The organism is Pedobacter sp. KBW06 (genome assembly GCF_003852525.1).
In the GTDB taxonomy this organism is placed as follows: Bacteria; Bacteroidota; Bacteroidia; order Sphingobacteriales; family Sphingobacteriaceae; genus Pedobacter.
Genome location: NZ_QAJL01000001.1, coordinates 863,237 through 880,599, shown reverse-complemented (window position 1 = coordinate 880,599; position 17,363 = coordinate 863,237). Strand labels below are relative to the sequence as shown.

The 17,363-nt window shown below is 43.5% G+C and carries 11 protein-coding genes; all 11 read left to right on the top strand.

Annotation, left to right across the window (positions count from 1 at the left end):
- The first annotated feature begins 71 nt into the window (after window positions 1-71).
- The 11 genes from DBR43_RS03430 (at window position 72) to DBR43_RS03380 (ending at window position 17,338) form a co-directional block, all read left to right on the top strand.
- Window positions 72-1,013, top strand: a complete 942-nt coding sequence (locus tag DBR43_RS03430; protein WP_124577920.1) for an ABC transporter ATP-binding protein — start codon at window positions 72-74, stop codon at window positions 1,011-1,013.
- 2 nt (window positions 1,014-1,015) lie between these two features.
- Window positions 1,016-3,475 carry a Gldg family protein gene (locus DBR43_RS03425; RefSeq protein WP_124577918.1) on the top strand — a complete coding sequence of 820 codons (2,460 nt, stop codon included), beginning with the start codon at window positions 1,016-1,018 and terminating at the stop codon, window positions 3,473-3,475.
- Between the two features lie 7 nt (window positions 3,476-3,482).
- On the top strand, window positions 3,483-4,811 hold the full coding sequence (locus DBR43_RS03420) for a MutS-related protein (protein WP_124577916.1): 1,329 nt from the start codon (window positions 3,483-3,485) through the stop codon (window positions 4,809-4,811).
- On the top strand, window positions 4,808-6,154 hold the full coding sequence (locus DBR43_RS03415; protein ID WP_124577914.1) for a MutS-related protein: 1,347 nt from the start codon (window positions 4,808-4,810) through the stop codon (window positions 6,152-6,154). The genes DBR43_RS03420 and DBR43_RS03415 overlap by 4 nt, the downstream gene beginning before the upstream one ends.
- Window positions 6,147-9,005 carry a M16 family metallopeptidase gene (locus DBR43_RS03410; RefSeq protein ID WP_124577912.1) on the top strand — a complete coding sequence of 953 codons (2,859 nt, stop codon included), beginning with the start codon at window positions 6,147-6,149 and terminating at the stop codon, window positions 9,003-9,005. Before DBR43_RS03415 ends, DBR43_RS03410 begins: the two co-directional genes overlap by 8 nt.
- A gap of 4 nt (window positions 9,006-9,009) precedes the next feature.
- Window positions 9,010-9,363: a hypothetical protein gene (locus DBR43_RS03405; protein ID WP_124577910.1), complete on the top strand. Its 354-nt coding sequence runs from the start codon at window positions 9,010-9,012 to the stop codon at window positions 9,361-9,363.
- 378 nt (window positions 9,364-9,741) lie between these two features.
- Window positions 9,742-10,320, top strand: coding sequence for an RNA polymerase sigma-70 factor (locus DBR43_RS03400; RefSeq protein ID WP_124577908.1), 579 nt, complete (start codon window positions 9,742-9,744; stop codon window positions 10,318-10,320).
- A 68-nt stretch (window positions 10,321-10,388) separates the two neighbouring features.
- Window positions 10,389-11,510 (top strand): FecR family protein, encoded by a 1,122-nt coding sequence (locus tag DBR43_RS03395; RefSeq protein WP_124577906.1) that lies wholly within the window; start codon window positions 10,389-10,391, stop codon window positions 11,508-11,510.
- Window positions 11,511-11,805: 295 nt separating this feature from the next.
- A complete protein-coding gene (locus tag DBR43_RS03390; RefSeq protein WP_158622415.1) occupies window positions 11,806-15,102 on the top strand; it encodes a SusC/RagA family TonB-linked outer membrane protein in 3,297 nt (1,098 codons plus the stop codon).
- A 10-nt stretch (window positions 15,103-15,112) separates the two neighbouring features.
- Window positions 15,113-16,543 carry a RagB/SusD family nutrient uptake outer membrane protein gene (locus DBR43_RS03385; protein WP_124577902.1) on the top strand — a complete coding sequence of 477 codons (1,431 nt, stop codon included), beginning with the start codon at window positions 15,113-15,115 and terminating at the stop codon, window positions 16,541-16,543.
- A 36-nt stretch (window positions 16,544-16,579) separates the two neighbouring features.
- Window positions 16,580-17,338, top strand: coding sequence for a DUF4843 domain-containing protein (locus DBR43_RS03380; protein WP_124577900.1), 759 nt, complete (start codon window positions 16,580-16,582; stop codon window positions 17,336-17,338).
- Window positions 17,339-17,363: the final 25 nt, after the last annotated feature.

The window sequence follows — 17,363 nt, the reverse complement described above, 5'->3', positions numbered from 1 at the left end:
GAAACAAAAATAGAAGTTAATCTACCCGCAGGAATGCGGGGTAGGACGGCTTGTCTAAAAATCGAACAAAAATGCAGAATCAAATTTTAAAAATTGAAGGTTTATCTCATAAGTATAACAATTCGTGGGCCATTCGCGATATCAATCTGGAGATCGCCCAGACCGGAATAACTGGTCTGCTGGGATCAAACGGTGCGGGTAAGTCTACAACCATGAACATCATGTGCGGGGTATTGAATCATACCCAGGGCTTGGTTATGATTGACGGCTTAGATATCAGAATGGAGCCCGAGGAAGCAAAAAAAAGAATAGGCTTTCTTCCACAGAATCCTCCGCTGTACCTGGACTTTACGGTAGATGAATACCTGAAGTATTGTGCTGGGCTTCGGTTGATACCAAAGTCAGGTATCGCTGATGCGGTAGCAGAGGCCAAGGAGAGTTGTGGCATTACCCATTTCGGCACCAGGCTGATCAAAAATCTCTCCGGTGGCTACCGTCAGCGGGTGGGAATCGCTCAGGCAATCATTCACCGGCCAAAACTGGTGGTACTCGATGAGCCTACTAACGGGCTCGATCCCAATCAGATTGTTGAGGTCAGGTCACTCATCAGAGAAATAGCTGAAGACAGGGCGGTCATTCTATCCTCGCACGTGCTTTCCGAAATTCAGCTGCTCTGCAATGAAATCACAATGATCGAAGGAGGTAGGATCGTTTTTGCTGATACGATGGATGCTTTTAATGGCTACCTGGAACCAAAGAGCTTACGAATGATCATGGACAATGCTCCTGCGCCGGAAGTGTTTTTGAACATTCCTGGTATCACCGGTTTCGATCAGTTGAGCGAACGCCAGATTCGCCTGCATTTTAGCAGCGATCAGGAAATCAGTGGAAAGCTTATAGAGCTCAGCGTGAAAAATAACTGGCTACTTAAAGAAATAACCGTGGACAAAAGTTCTGTAGATGAAATTTTCGCACAACTGTCCAGTAAATCCAAAAATAAAAACCTTTTCTAAATATGATGACTACTTCTTTGAAAATAGCTGGCGCTGAGCTGCGGACGCTATTTTATTCACCCATAGCCTGGTTCCTGACGACGATTTTTATATTTCAGAGTGGCTTGGCATTTGCCTCGCTACTGGAAGATAACCTCACACTCCAGAATCTTGGGGGTGGTTATGCCGATGGGGTTGGGTATTTAACGATGAAAATATTTGGGAGAACCGGTCTGTTTGGTGATGTTGCTAAAAAAGTTTACCTCTACCTGCCATTACTGACTATGGGACTAATCAGCAGGGAGATCAGTAGTGGTACCATAAAACTGTTGTTTTCCTCACCGATTAAGATCAGGGAGATTATAATGGGTAAGTTTTTGGCCATGATGGCCTATAATTTCCTGCTTGTACTTGTTCTGGCAACCTATGTTTTGATCGGAGCCTCTGTGATTGAGCAGGCTAGCCTGAGTACGATGTTATGTGGGATGCTGGGGGTGTTCCTGATATTTTGTACTTATGCGGCAATTGGGCTGTTCATGTCTTGTCTTACCTCTTATCAGGTTGTTGCGGCATTATGTACCCTGGTTGTATTTGCCATTTTGAACTACATTGGTTCAGTCTGGCAGGATTATGACTTTGTCAGAAGCCTGACTTATTTTTTGTCTATAGCCTCAAGGGCGGAGCATATGTTTACGGGGTATATCAGTAGTAAGGATGTGGTGTATTTTCTTGCTATTATCGTGATGTTCCTGACTTTCAGTTATATTAAGATGCAGGGAGACAGACAATCGAGGTCTGCTATGTTTATTCTTTCTAAATACGTGTTCACATTTTTGCTGACACTGATGATCGGGTACCTGAGCTCAATGCCCAGGTTTATCATTTCCTATGATGGCACGCAGGTCAAATTATTCACCCTGCATCCTAACGTAAAAAAATATATCAACCAACTGGGGGATCACCCGCTGGAAATTACGACTTATATAAATATACTGGACAGATTTGTTTGGGGCGGTTTGCCAAGTCAGCGCAACCGGGACCTGGACAGATGGGAGCCTTATCTCAGGGCAAACCACAACATCACATTGAAGTATGTGTATTATTACGATTACCCCGGACAGGACCATAACCTTGAGGCTTCAAATCCCGGGAAAACGCTGAAGGAAATCGCGGAAAATGCGGCGAAGACATTTAATATGGATTTAAAGGATTGTATGAGTCCTGAACAAATAAGAAAGATCATAGACCTTAGTGCCGAGCAGAATAGTTTTGTGAGTGTATTGAAATACCAGGGGAGAACTACTTTTCTAAGAGTTTACGATGACATAGCTATTTTCCCTACCGAGACTGAGGTTGTCGCCGCATTAAAAAGACTGATAGCTCCTCTTCCCAAAATTGCCTTTGTCACAGGGGAACTGGAACGTAATCGAAATCCAAGGGGTGACAGGGATTATGGTGCTTTGACCAACGGATTGCACCTTCGAAATTCCCTGATGAACCAAGGTTTTGATAGTGAGAGTATTTCACTGAATGATCAGCAGATACCTGAAGGCCTGACCGCCCTGATTATTGCCGATCCGAAATCGGAGTTTTCCGCAAACGCTACATCAAAAATCAGGGAATACATTAACCAGGGAGGTAATTTACTGGTATGCGGTGAACCTGGTAAGCAGGGTGTGCTCAACCCGTTATTAAAGACCATTGGTGTTCAGTTGATGGATCACCAGTTGGTTCAGAATGATAACCTTTCCGGGATGAATGTTCCTCTGCCTTCTATCCAGACTGGCGGCAATCAGACCATTAAAAGTGGACCCAACGGGGGTGGTACATTGAGCAGGATAGATCCGAACAAAGGTAATGGCCGGAGTGGCTTGATGATGCCTGAACAGGGAAGTACAAATCCTTATGAACTCATTAAAGCTCAGCTCAGCTCTGAAGCTGCCGACAAATCAAGGTTTTTCTTGTCTGCCTATACTGACCAGGTACCTGTGGCGATGATGGGAGCTACCGGATTAAGCTATAGTGATACCAGTGGTTTTATCATAAAACCTATGCTGGTGAGTGATGCAGCGCTAAGCTGGATAAAAAAAGGTAAGCTGGTGTCTGATTCTGGCGCTGTGGTTTATTCAGCAAAGGAAGGTGACCTTAAAGGGAGTTTCCCTACAGTAGTTTCACTTACCAGAAAAGTTCAGGGTAGGGAGCAGCGTATCGTGGTGGCTGGCGACGCAGATTTTCTAAGCAACAGGGGGCTGTACGATGGTGCTTACGGGCCTCAGTCAAATCAAAACTTCGGGATCGGGCTTTTCAGCTGGTTTGTGAACGGAGAGTTTCCGGTCGATGCCACCCATCCGCCGATGGTGGATAAGAAATTGTTCCTCAGCGTGGCTCAGCTGAAGATCATCAAGATTATTTATATGGGGATATTCCCGGGCATTCTGATCCTGTCCGGGATGATATTTTTGATCAGACGTAAAAGAAAATAAGGTGAAAATGCAATTTATAACAGACCAGCAAACTCTTGACGACCTGAATGTTTTTGGTAAAGCAGGCAACTCTTCGGTGTATGAAATGTTTAACCATACTTCCACTTTAGGTGGAGCAGGAATTCTTGAGGGAATGTTCCGCTGTCCGCTCTCGGCCGCTGATGGTATTCAAAGGCGTTTGGATATCATTCAGTTTTTCGCTGCTATTGATCTGAGGTTTCCCTTTCAAAACGAAAATTTTGCTGAGACTGAGGATTACCTGAATAATCGGGATGAGCGTTCCAGGATAGCGCGGGAAGATGATAATCTGGCCAGGAAGTTTAATGCCATGATCGTTGAGGATCCCAATTACAGAATGATCAGTATTGGGGTGAAATCGATCATTAGCATGGTGGATGCCATGAGGAGATTTGTAGTTCTGCTGCAAGGGCTGAACTATAATGCTTTTTCAGATCATTACCAGGATATTGTGGCACTGCTGGACAGTGAGGCTTTTGTGAGACTTCCCCATACTGAAAAATATAGGTTGTCCTATGAGCAGCTTTCTGAGCTGGATGTAGTTTTGCGCTTTCGTAACCAGCAACAGGTGAGAAAACTCCTGGACCATATATATCACATCGATGTTTTTATCACAGTAGCTAAAGTCGCGGTGAGGCGTGGTTTTGTGTTTCCGGTGGTCTCAGTAGGAGATCAGCCGTCCCTTCTGCTGGAGGGTGTCTATCATCCTCATGTGAAAACGCCGGTTTGCAATTCGATTGCTATTGACAAGAATGGCAATGTAATTTTTCTGACAGGGGCGAACATGGCCGGGAAGTCTACTTTTATGAAATCTTTGGGCGTCGCAGTCTACCTGGCGCATATGGGGTTTCCGGTAGCGGCCTCAAAGATGGAGTTTTCCGTCTTCGATGGCATGCTGACAACTATTAATCTTTCGGATAACCTGAATGCAGGTGCCAGTCATTTTTATGCTGAGGTGCTACGGGTTAAAAAAATTGCCCGGACACTTCAGCAATCCAGGAAACTGTTTGTCATGATAGATGAGTTGTTCCGAGGTACCAATGTGAAAGATGCTTGCGAGGCTACAATTGCCATTACCGGGGCCTTTGCGGCCAAACACGACTCTGTGTTTGTGATCTCAACGCATATTATTGAAGCCGGGGCTGTGCTGAAGGCGAAATATCGAAACATTCGGTTTTGTTACTTGCCCACATCCATGAACGGAAATAAGCCTGTATACACTTACCAGCTTAAAAATGGCATTACCGATGACCGGCACGGAATGGTGATCATTCGTAATGAGGGGATTCTTGAAATTTTAGAAAGGGGAAAATTATGAGCTTTTATGCCGACAAACAAACACTGGAAGATCTGAATATCTTGGGTAAATATAAACCAGGATCAATATTCAGTCTATTTAACAAGGTTCAGACCATGGGGGCAGGAAATATGCTGTCTTCCATGTTTCAGCATCCGCTAACCTGTCCGGTGGCGATCAACGAGCGGACGGCTATCTTTCAGTATTTTGGAGAACAGTCACTGTCTTTGCCGTTTGACCAGCAATTGTTATCTATAATGGAAGGCTACCTGCATAACAAAAATAAAGGGAATCTTCTGTTGAGTGGATTTGCAGTTGCCAGGAAATATGTTTTGAGTGAAAGTGTGCGGGATGAAGCTTACCCGGACCTGCTTAGCGGAATAAAAGCTACACAGTCTGTGATAGAGAGCTGTATGGTGCTGATTACTCGGATGACCAGGCCTGTTGCAGGTGATGCTTATTCAGAAGAGTTCCATCGGGTCGAAAACCTGTTGAAGGATTTAAGCGCTGCCGGGTTAAACACCCGGAATACACGCAGGCTATCTCTGTTCAGGGCGATCCGTTTGGATTACCTGCTCCGACATCAGTTACATGCAAGCCTGAGCACGCTGCTGCAGCTCATTTATCATTTAGATGTATGTATTGCGGTTTCGGCTGTGGCCAGATCAAGAGGGCTTTGTTATCCACGAGCTTTAACAAAAGAGAAGAATTTTATGCGTGCCTCGCAGTTGAAGCACTTGCAGGTGGAGCATGCGATAGGGAACCCTGTTTCGTTTTACTCGGGCAATAATGTTATGTTTCTGACCGGTGCGAATATGGCGGGTAAATCTACATTGATGAAGGCTTTTGGCACTTCGGTATATTTGGCGCATATGGGCTTTCCCATTGATGCCGAGGAAATGGTCTTTTCAGTTAAGGATGGGATATATTCCTCGATAAATGTTCCGGACAGCCTCTCCCAGGGGCTGAGTCATTTCTATGCGGAGGTATTGCGCGTAAAAACAGTAGCCCAGGGGGTGAGTTCAGGTAAGGACCTTTATGTCATTTTTGATGAGCTTTTCAAAGGGACTAATGTCAAAGATGCCTACGATGCGACTTTGCAGGTGACAGAGGCTTTTGCTAATTACCAGAATTGTTTTTTTATTATCTCAACACACATTATTGAAGTGGGCGAGGCATTAAAGCAATGCAGCGGGACAACCAGGTTTGTTTTTTTACCAACAAAAATGGTTGGTACAATTCCCAGTTATACTTATCAGCTACAAGAGGGCATAACCGAAGATCGTCAGGGGATGATCATCATTGAAAATGAAGGCATATTGAACATGCTGAACAACGAATTAAAACCAATAAATAATGATTAAAATACACGTAAAATATCGCTGGAAGCATTTGCTTCCGATATTGATTGTTTCCACAATGAGCGCTCTGCCTGTTATTGGGCAGGATCGGGTATCAGCGACTGTAAACATGCAGGAGCAGCTGGCATTAGACCCGGCGGTAACAATTGGAAAGCTGTCTAATGGATTCAGCTATTACATCAGATCGAATAAGGAGCCCAAAAATAAGGTTGTGATGTACTTGGTGAATAAGGTGGGATCCATCCTTGAAAATGATAATCAGCAAGGGCTGGCACATTTACTGGAACACATGAGCTTTAATGGCACTACAAATTTTCCGGGTAAAACTATGGTGAATTTTCTGGAAAAGACCGGTGTCCGCTTTGGTGCTGATCTGAACGCTTATACGTCTTTTGATGAGACGGTATACCAGCTCCCTTTTCCGATTGAAAATCCACAGATGCTCGAAAAGGGATTGCAGGTGATGCGGGACTGGGCCCGTGAGGCTACCCTGGATCCTGTCGAGATTGACAAAGAGCGCGGCGTTGTGCTGGAAGAGAAAAGGCTGGCAGAAGGGACTAAAAAGCGGATCTCTGATCTGATCTTTCCGATGATGGTAAACGGTTCACGCTATGCGCTACGTAATCCTATCGGGACCGAGCAGGTGATCAAAAATTTTCCTCCTCAGGCTATTAAGGATTTTTATAGGGACTGGTACCGTCCAAATCTACAGGCTCTGATTGTTGTAGGGGATGTGGATGTGAAGGCGGTGCAACTGATGGTAGAGCGCTTGTTCGCTGATCTTAAAAATCCGGTTAACCAAAGACCTAGGCCTGAATATGCGATAGAGCTGAAAGGAAAGAACCAGTACATAGCAATTGCAGATCCGGAAATACCTGTGGCTTCGATTGAGGTAACCATTAAACATTACCGTCAGCATCTGAGTACGACCGGTGGATACCGTGATCTGGTAGTCCGTGGGCTGTTTAACCAGATGACTGCCGCACGTTTTGCCGCTGTGGCGGAAAAAAATACGGAGTTGTATTTGCGTGCAGGTGCTGGCATTGGCTCTTTTATAGCCAATATGGACAGTTTCAGTGGATCGGTGTCGGTTAGGCCGGGCCAATTGGAGCAGGGATTCCGGACTTTCTGGACGGAGATTCTCTCTATTCGCAATCTGGGTTTTACGGCGGCGGAACTGGAACGTGCGAAGCAAAATTATCTGAGTGGAATGGAGCGCGCGCTGAATGAAAAGGATCACAAGTCCTCGGCCGAATATGTACAGGAATATACGCGCCATTTTACCATTGGTGAGGCTAGTCCGGGTATTGAAAAAGAATTTGAACTGACTAAAAAATTCCTGGCAGAAATTGATCTGTCTTCCGTAAAGCAATTGGCAGCGGATTTTATCACTGATGTCAACAGGGATGTAGTGGTTACCGCGCCGGCAAGTGAGCAGGCGAATCTGCCGACGGAACAGTTGATGAATGCCTGGTTTGATAGTTTGGAACAGGCTCAGGCTGTATTGTTTAAAGAAGAGGATACTGCCTTGCTACCTTTAATGACCTCCGTGCCTGTACCGGGTAGGGTCTTGTCAGAAAAATCGATTCCTGCGCTGGGAATTACGAACCTGAAATTTAGTAATGGGGTTAGAGTAATCTTGAAGCCTACAAAATTCAAGAGTGATGAAATAAATTTTACTGCGTTCAGTCCGGGCGGTACTTCGCTTTATCCGTTTGCTGATGATCAGTCTGGTGCGGCGGCGGCTGGTGTTGTGGCTGCGGGTGGCATAGGAATACTGACGCCGGCTCAGCTGAGAAGGACGCTCAACGGGAAGCAGCTGAGTGTTTCTCCTTATATCGGGGAGTCGCTGGAAGGAGTGTCTGGAGGTGCTACGGGTAAGGATCTCGAAACTGCGTTGCAGTTGGTTTACCTATATTTTACGCAGCCAAGAAAGGATACTCTGGTATTTGCCAATAGCATGAGCAGGGCAAAGGCCTCGCTGTTGAACAGAGCGAAATCACCGGAATCTGAATTCTCAGATACGATCAATGCAGTTATGAACAATTACCATATGCGCCGTACTGCTCCTGGTGTGGATAAACTCGACAGGATTGATCTGGCTAGGGCGATGGAAATCTATAAGGATCGCTTTATGGATGCTTCAGATTTCACCTTCATCTTTACAGGGAGTTTTGATCCTGTTGCTGTTCGTCCTTTGCTGTTGAAGTACCTTGGTGGATTGCCTGCCACAGGCAGAAAGGAATCGGCTAAGGATCTGGGAATTCGTATGCCTAAAGGACAACTGAGCAGAACTGTTTACAATGGCGCGGCTGAAAAAGCGACTGTGAAGCTGGTCATTCATGGTGATTATCAGTTTAGTGAACGGAACAATCTGCAGCTGGAGGCGTTGAAGAGTATTCTTGGTTTTCGTTTGACTGACCGGTTAAGGGAACAGGAAGGGGGTGTTTATTCTCCTTCTGTGGGACTGGAACTGACAAGGTCGCCGCAGGTACACTACTCATTTACCGTTAATTTTGGTTGTTCCCCGCAGAATGTGGACAAGCTGATTGCTGCCACCTGGGAAGAGATCGATAAACTTAGGGATCAGGGAGTGCTTGCAGACGACTTGGAGAAGTTTGTTGCCGAAGAAACTGTGGCAATGAAGGCGGTTATGGAATCTAATTCATTTTGGACAAATTACCTCAGCACACAGTATCAGCATAATGATAGCCCGGAAAAAGTCCTGAAATACGTTGAACAGTTAAAGCGTTTGAGTGTTATTTTGCTTCAGAAAACAGCGCAAAAATACCTCGGTAAGCAAAATTATATGCGTTTTGTCTTACTGCCGGCTGAAATCAAATTAAATAAATAAACATATGAAAAAGTTATCTTTTATTTTTATCCTGCTGCTTACAGCGGCCACATTTACAAAAGCTCAGACTCCCGAAAGGAAAATGCCTAGTCCGGGAGAAATGGCTATGAAAACCACTGAATATCTTGTGATGAAACTCAAACTCACAGATGTTCAGAAAACTAAAGTAACTGCGATTCTAACGCATTATAATGAGCAGATGTTTAAGGCTTTTGAGGCAAATAAGGATAATAAGGAAATGATCCCTGCAGTTGCAAAAAAACTGGAAGCAGAAACGGAATTGAAAATGAATGCTGTCCTCTCGGTTGAGCAGAGAGCTGTGTTAGCCAAGGAAAAACAAAGGCCGGGACGGTCGTAAGATTACTTAGATCTGGTGTTAGGTTAAGGCCTGGCTCCATGATCTGGTGCGTGTAGCATAGAGCGAAAGCTTATGCGTTTTTTCAAACTCCTATGGAGTGAATTTAGGTTAATTAGTCACTCAGAGCGCCTGGATGGGCGTTCTGAGCTGTTTTTAAAATGATCCTGATGTTTAGTGTTTACTACATTATTCCATTACTATGAAAAAAGCAACTAAATCGGATGAGGAACACATAACAAAGTGAACGGATATTCACCCCGGTAAATGTACAATGGTTTAATGCTGTGCTTGGTATTGTTGTAGTAATGGATTTGTTATAATCTCGGAATAAATACATATAATTGGTGCATAAAAAATTATCATCATATCGGTACAGAAGTGCAGGAGAAAATATCACCTTACAGCCAGGCAAATGAAATGCAGCTACTCGTTCTCGTAAAAGAAGGAGACCACGATGCGTTTAACCAAGTGTATGAAAGGTTCTATAAACCATTGTTTGGTTATGCCTACCACATGATTGATGATAAATATGTGTGTGACGATATGGTACAGGATGTACTTACCTGGTTTTGGGAACACAGAGCACACCATCAGATCAACAACCTCAAATCCTATTTGCTGACAGCAATAAAATACCAGGCTGCCAAGTATATCAGACGTGGTAAAATTCGCGAAAACCACCTACTTGCTACGCTGAACAATACTACTATTACAGTGAATGAAGAAAGTTTGGAGTTCAGGGAGTTGCAGGCGGTGATCACTAGTTCTATTCACCAGCTTCCAGAAAAATGCAGGGAGATTTTTCGCATGAGCAGAGAGGATCAACTCAGCAATAGGGAAATTGCTGCCAAACTAGGGATCTCTGAAGGAACTGTAGCAGTTCAGATTAAGCGTGCGCTGGATAAGCTCCGGGATAACCTAGGTAGTATGCATTTCTGGATGTATTTCTTTCTGTAAAAAGATATTTTTATTTCTTGTCAATACTTTTCAGTGTTAAGGTACTCTCTTATTACAATGCAATAATTATGAGTAATGAAGAACTGATCACACTGGCAAATAAAATAGATACAGGCACAGCCAATACGCAGGAAATACTTTTATACATTGCTGTCTGCGAATCGTTTCAGCAAAAGCAGGTCAGTTTGGAGGAAATAGATTCTGAAATCCTTAATATGAAGGAGGCTGGGCTTAAAAAATTCTGGGCTCATCAAAAGACGGATAACATAAAAATTAGGCTTAAATGGTTGCCTTTAGCCGTTGCAGCCGTTGCAGCGCTTGTAATTTTGGGAGTGAGCTTGTTTTTCTATTCCAGTCAGGGAAATAAAGTGGGGCAGATTTCTAAAGTTATACCCGAGATCACTCCAGGGAAAAATATAGCAACTTTAACTTTGGGTAATGGTAAAACCATACTCTTGAGCGAGATAAAGACTGGACTTGTTGTCAATCCAAATGAACTGCGTTATAATGATGGGACTAAAATAAGTATGCCGGACAGGGAGAAGGAGCTTTCACGGCATATTGAGGAAATAGAATGGTTAACGGCTTCAACTCCGCGGGGCGGCACTTATCAGGTGATCCTTTCTGATGGTACTCGAGTATGGCTGAATGCGGATAGTAAATTGCTGTTTCCCTCTAAGTTTGTAGGAAATAACAGAATTGTGACGCTTATTGGAGAAGGATATTTTGAAGTTACCCATAATAAGGCAAAGCCATTTAAGGTACGTACTGCTCGGCAGGAACTGGAAGTATTGGGCACAGAGTTTAATGTGAATGCCTATGCGGATGAGATGAGCACAAAAACCACTTTGATAACCGGTAGTGTTAAAGTCAATAACAATATTTTCTTGCAGCCAGGGGAGCAGGCGATGTCGGATAGGGGTGTACTTAGCGTTTCCAGAGCAGACGTAGAGGAAGTCGTTGCCTGGAAAAATGGTTTCTTTGTGTTTAAGGACAGCAACCTGATGGCGGTAATGCGTCAGCTCTCACGCTGGTATGATCTGGATGTCCATTTCGAAGGGCCTGTTCCAAACGAAACCTTTAATGGCAAGGTTTATAGAAATATGAATTTAAACGATGTACTTGAGGTACTTAGTTTTTCCAAGGTGAAATTTGATATTACGGGGAGACGGATGACGATTTATCCATAACCTGAAATTGCATAAATCTACGAGCAAAAAATCAACTATTTATTAACCTAAACCACCCAGACCATGAGCAAAAATTTACCTTGAATGATCCCCACGGGTTAGCCAGAAAAACGCAGAAGTGTTGGCACACTCCTGCGCAGAATACTGAGCCGACCCTTCATCCTTTTGTGGATGATAAATTAATTGCATAACCAATTCACGATTAACCCAGAAAGTCAAAAGTATGAAAATAAATGCTTTTAATATAGCTATGCCCTGTGCGTGGCCCCCATTACCATTAAAAATAGTCAGGATCATGAAATTGACGACAATATTGATGTTGTTTGCCTTGTTGCAAGTTAGTGCTAAAGGGTTTGGTCAGATTACACTCAATGAAAGAAGTGTCTCTCTAGAAAATGCCTTGCGAAATATTGAAAAACAGTCCGAATACGTTTTTTTTTATCCTGGAAAACTTAGAGATATTAAGGTTAGTATCCGATTGAATAATGTTCCGCTAAAAGCAGTATTGGATGCCTGCTTCAAAAATTTGCCCTTTACCTACAAAGTCGTAAAAAAAACAGTTGTGATCAGTGGATTGGAGAGCAGTAGTTATGCAAGCTGGAGTAATAGTAGTGCACTGGCAGCCTATACGCTTTCCGGAAAAATTACTGATTCACTGGGGACTCCGCTTTCCGGAGCAATCCTCAAGGTCAGAGGAACCGAAACCAAAACCACCAGTGATAGCCAAGGACGGTATTACCTCACTGTTAACGGTACTGATGTTCTGGTGTGCTCCTACATCGGTTTTAAAACCCAGGAAATCAAAATACAAGACCGTAGGATTATCAATGTCAGTTTGCTCGAGACTAAAACGGCATTAGGAGAAATTGTTGTTACCGGTATGATGGACCGTAGAAAAGAGAACTTTACAGGTGCTGCAGTGACGATTTCTGGCGATCAGTTAAAAGCTATTGGTAATCAGAATATTATTCAGAGTTTGAAAACCCTTGATCCTTCTATCATTGTGGTCGATAATAATCGCATGGGTTCAAACCCGAATACCTTGCCTACAATAGAGCTTCGTGGAAAAACCGGGCTTTCTCAGACTGAATTGAAAGATCAGTTTGGTGGAGATCCCAACCAGCCGCTGTTCATTCTGGATGGTTTTGAGTCTGACCTTAGGACCATAGTTGATCTTGATATGAATAGGGTGGCGTCTGTTACCATTTTAAAAGATGCTGCCTCAACTGCGCTATATGGTGCCCGGGCAGCAAATGGTGTAGTAGTAGTAAAGACCAAAGTACCTTTGCCGGGAACCATGCGCTTAAGCTATACTGGAGATTTCAGAGTGGAAATGCTGGATCTCAGTGATTTTAACCTGATGAATGCCGCAGAAAAACTTGAATTTGAAAGGCTTTCAGGCCGTTTTACCAACAGTGGAATCAATAGTTATTTCAACCAGGCGATTTTAGATACCCTATACTATGCGAGACTGGCAAATGTGCGTCGGGGTGTGAATACCGATTGGCTGAGAATACCCGGTCAAACTGGTTTCACAAACGCACACTCTATTTATGCTGACGGCGGGGATGAACAGATCAGGTATGGTGTAGGGCTGAATTTCAGGAATGCATCAGGTTTGATGAAGGGTTCCGGCAGGCAAACCTGGGGAGCAAATGTTGATTTGGTATATGGAAAAAATAAAGTGAGCATAGCCAATAAGCTATATGTCAGTGGTTATCGTGCCGACGAATCACCGTACGGTTCCTTCTCAGACTTTTCAAGGGCCAGTCCTTACAATACCCCGTATGATAAGGCTGGTAACGTACTTATGTATCTGGAAACATTGCCCCGTACCAGTATTATTGCTGGTTTTGGAAACATTGGCAACCCGCTGTACAATGCTTCTTTAGATAACCAGAATCGGAGTACGAGCCTGAATGTTCAAAATAACCTGCAGGCCACTGTTACTTTCAATAATTCCTTAAAATTGGATGGTGGAATACAATTAAATAAGGGTGGGCTCAAAAACATTACTTATACACCACCGGAACATACGATGTTTCAAAATTCAGCTGTTTTCGAACGCGGCTCTTACAGACAGACCCGTATAGATAATTTCAGTTATAACGCCAACCTGATGTTAACTTTTGCTAAAGCTTTTACAGAGAAAAGCCTATTTAATGCTAATTTGAGGGCCGATATTGAGCAGAGAGAAGATGAAAGTATAGGTCTTGTTGCCACTGGATTTCCATTAGGTACTGTTGCCGATCCGTCTTTCGCTTTTAGCTATCAGCCGAATTCCAAGCCACAGCGTGCCCATAAACTATACCGTAGAAATAATGTACTGGCCAGTGTCAACTATACTTATGATCAGCGTATTGTAATTGATGCGACATACAGGCTTGATGGCTCTACTGCCTTCGGCTCACAGCGACAATATTCCCCTTTTTGGTCGGCGGGGGCTGCATGGAATATTCACAGGGAACATTTTCTTGAAAATAGTACTGTTGGATTGCTACGCCTGAGAGGAAATGCAGGGACTACCGGAAATCAGGGTTTTGCCGATATTTCTTCTATTTCAACATATGGTTATACGACCAATTCAAATATATTAGGGCAGGGCGTATCGATTCTTTCTTTTGGTAATGAGACCCTGGAATGGCAAAAGACTTTTCAAACCAGTGTGGGAATAGATTTTGCCATGTTCAATAACCGTTTAAGCGCAACACTTAATGCTTATAATAAGTATTCCAATCCCTTGGTAGTCTTCATCAATCCTTCTTCCTCAACAGGAATCGCGGGCTATGCAACCAATGCCGGGAATTTGACTACAAAAGGGTTGGAAGCAAATCTTCGTTTTTCTCCATATTTCAATCCAAATGGTCTTACCTGGTCTGTGGGACTGCTGGCCAGTATGGTGAGGAGTAAATATGGAGATTTCAATAACGCACTTAATTCTGTCAACGGTCAGCAGCTTGCCAACAATTCCTTAATCAGGTATACTGATGGTCATAGTCCGGACGACATCTGGGCTGTACAGTCGGCTGGCATAGATCCGGGAACAGGAAGGGAGATCTTTGTCAATTCCAACGGGCAAAATACTTTCACTTACAATGTAAATGACATTAAGGTGATCGGTAATTCCAGGCCAGATGTGGAGGGAGTGATCAGCAGTAACCTAAGCTACAAAGGCTTCCAGTTTGGTGTTAATTTAAGGTATAGCATTGGCGGAGATCTGTTCAATGACGCTTTATATAACAAGGTTGAGAATATTGATATCAATAGTCTCTATTTAAACCAGGATAAAAGAGCCCTTTACAGTCGCTGGCAAAATGCGGGAGACAGGTCTCAGTTTAAAGGGATCTCCCTTACAGACCGTTCGCCAATTTCCTCACGTTTTGTTCAGAAAAATAATTTTATTGCCGGAGAGTCATTTAATATTGGTTACTGGATGAACAATACAAGGTTTACCAAGAAACTGGGGATCAGGAGTGTCAGGTTCAATATTTACATGAATGATATTTTCCGGATAGCAAATGTGAAGGCTGAAAGAGGGATTGATTATCCTTTTGCCAATACCATTTCTTCAAGCCTTAATATTTCTTTTTAATTATACGCAGATGAAAAACTATATCATAAAAATTCTTAGTGGCCTGTTTTGCATCGCGAGTGCGACAGGCTGTAAAAAATTCCTGGACGTGAAGCCCAATGATAAATTCCTGGAATCGCAGGTGTTTAGCTCCGAGAATGGCGTAAAGACCGCGCTCAATGGGGTGTATCTGAATATGGCAGCAACCAGCCTTTACGGAGGTAACCTCACGATGGGTACCCTGGAAGTCATGGCGCAGCGTTACAATCTGAGTGCATTTAACCACAATTGGGCGCAGTACGGGGCCTACAATTACAACGATGTCAGGGTGTTTTCAACGATGAATACAATTTGGAGCGGGAGTTATAAACAGATTCTGAACCTTAATGTATTCATCAGACAACTAAACAACAGTTCCGGAGTCGTATCGGCTAGTAAAGCCAACCTTTTAAAGGGCGAGGCTTACGGGCTTAGGGCAATGCTGCACCTGGACTTGTTGCGTTTGTTTGGTCCTGTTTACAGTACAGGTTCAACACTTCCGGCAATTCCTTATTATACGCAACCTCAGACCCAAAGCAGTGGTAACCTGCCAGCGAATTTAGTAATGGAGAAGGTACTGGCTGACCTTGACACCGCTGCGTTATTACTGGCAAACGATCCGATAATTCTGGAGGGTAAACAAGCCGTTTCTGCTCCAAATGATGCAGATGTTTTCTACAAATACAGGAACATGCATATGAACTATTATGCGGTCAGGGCCTTGCAGGCCAGGGCAAATTTATATGCAGGCAATAACCAAAAAGCGCTCGCGTATGCAACACAGGTCATTATTGAAGCAGGTAAATGGTTCACCTGGACCAACGACGGCTTGCCGATTACTCCGGCTTATACTGATAGGAAATTTACACCTGAAGTAATCTTCGGACTCCAGAACCTGGATATCTATAATCAATTTAACGCTTTATTCAGATATGATGTAGGTGCTGCCAGTCTGCTTGCACCGCAACGTCAACGATTGACGGCTAACTATACACCAAGCGATTATCGCTATATTTCCTGGTTCAGGGTACCTCCAAGTGGAACAAGTGATCTGACCTTCTTCAAATTTGAAAGTGTGATCGCAGATTCGGAAGATTTCAGGCGATTTTTGCAACCACTGATCCGTATTTCTGAAATGTACTACATAGCTGCAGAAACGCATGCCGATCCTGCAGAAGCATTTAAATACCTGAATATTGTATTGCGTAACCGTGGTATACCCGACCTTCCTTTAACTGCAAACCTCCAGAATGAGATTCAAAATGAATATACCAGGGAGTTTTATGGTGAAGGGCAGCTGTTTTATTACTATAAAAGAAGAGGGTTAACTGCTATTCCAAATGGTTCGCTTGCTACGGGTAATTTGACTGTGGCGGCACAGCAATACGTAGTTCCTATCCCAGAATCGGAAAGTGGCAGGTAAAATAACAATGTTGATGATAGATTTAAAATTTCAATAATGAAAAATATACAACTATATGCTTTGATGCTGGTGTTGCTCGTATCCTGCAAAAAGAAGGAGCTGCAGTATTATGGCGGCCCAAATAATATATACTTTTCAACAGGTATAATGCCAATAACGGGCTGGGGTACCGATAGTCTCTCTGTATCTTTTACCTTAACCAATAACCTGCAGGATTCGCTGGTGAAGATTCCCGTAAGTGCTTCAGGTGAGGTTTCAAATGCCGACCGAACCTATACGGTTAAAATAGCAGCCGGATCTACGGCAAAACAAGGGATACATTATGATTTTTACCAGGAGGATTTTAAAATTCCTGCAGGTAAGCTGGTTGATTCTTTACAGGTGATGATGCACCGTACTGCCGATTTAAAAACAAGTGAGGTTTCGCTGGTGTTTCAGCTGGAGCCTGATCAGAATTTCGTTACCAATTTGCAGGATATGAAACTGAGCAATGGCAAAACAAGTAGTTTTAGCCAATTCCGCTTATTTTCAAGTGATATCCTGCAAGAACCCCTGAGTTGGTACCCATTTTATCTTGGAACTTTTACAGCCAAGAAGTTTTATCTCATGATTCAGGTGCTCCAGATCAATCCTATGGAGTTTAGCGGGCCCGCCTTTTCCAATGTAGAATTTCAGGTCGTCCAAAATTATGGGATAGCCATGCAACGCTACCTGAATGCTCAAAAACTAGCTGGTAAGACAGTGTACGAAGTGGATGGAACCGAAATGGTGATGGGTGTTGCCGCTCAGAAATAATAATTGTTACTCATCTAACACAAAA

Coding starts and splice junctions, on each gene's coding strand:
- DBR43_RS03425 (WP_124577918.1), top strand. CDS start 1,016: ATGATGACTACTTCTTTGAAAATAGCTGGCGCTGAGCTGCGGACGCTA.
- DBR43_RS03430 (WP_124577920.1), top strand. CDS start 72: ATGCAGAATCAAATTTTAAAAATTGAAGGTTTATCTCATAAGTATAAC.
- DBR43_RS03395 (WP_124577906.1), top strand. CDS start 10,389: ATGAGTAATGAAGAACTGATCACACTGGCAAATAAAATAGATACAGGC.
- DBR43_RS03390 (WP_158622415.1), top strand. CDS start 11,806: ATGAAATTGACGACAATATTGATGTTGTTTGCCTTGTTGCAAGTTAGT.
- DBR43_RS03405 (WP_124577910.1), top strand. CDS start 9,010: ATGAAAAAGTTATCTTTTATTTTTATCCTGCTGCTTACAGCGGCCACA.
- DBR43_RS03410 (WP_124577912.1), top strand. CDS start 6,147: ATGATTAAAATACACGTAAAATATCGCTGGAAGCATTTGCTTCCGATA.
- DBR43_RS03385 (WP_124577902.1), top strand. CDS start 15,113: ATGAAAAACTATATCATAAAAATTCTTAGTGGCCTGTTTTGCATCGCG.
- DBR43_RS03380 (WP_124577900.1), top strand. CDS start 16,580: ATGAAAAATATACAACTATATGCTTTGATGCTGGTGTTGCTCGTATCC.
- DBR43_RS03420 (WP_124577916.1), top strand. CDS start 3,483: ATGCAATTTATAACAGACCAGCAAACTCTTGACGACCTGAATGTTTTT.
- DBR43_RS03415 (WP_124577914.1), top strand. CDS start 4,808: ATGAGCTTTTATGCCGACAAACAAACACTGGAAGATCTGAATATCTTG.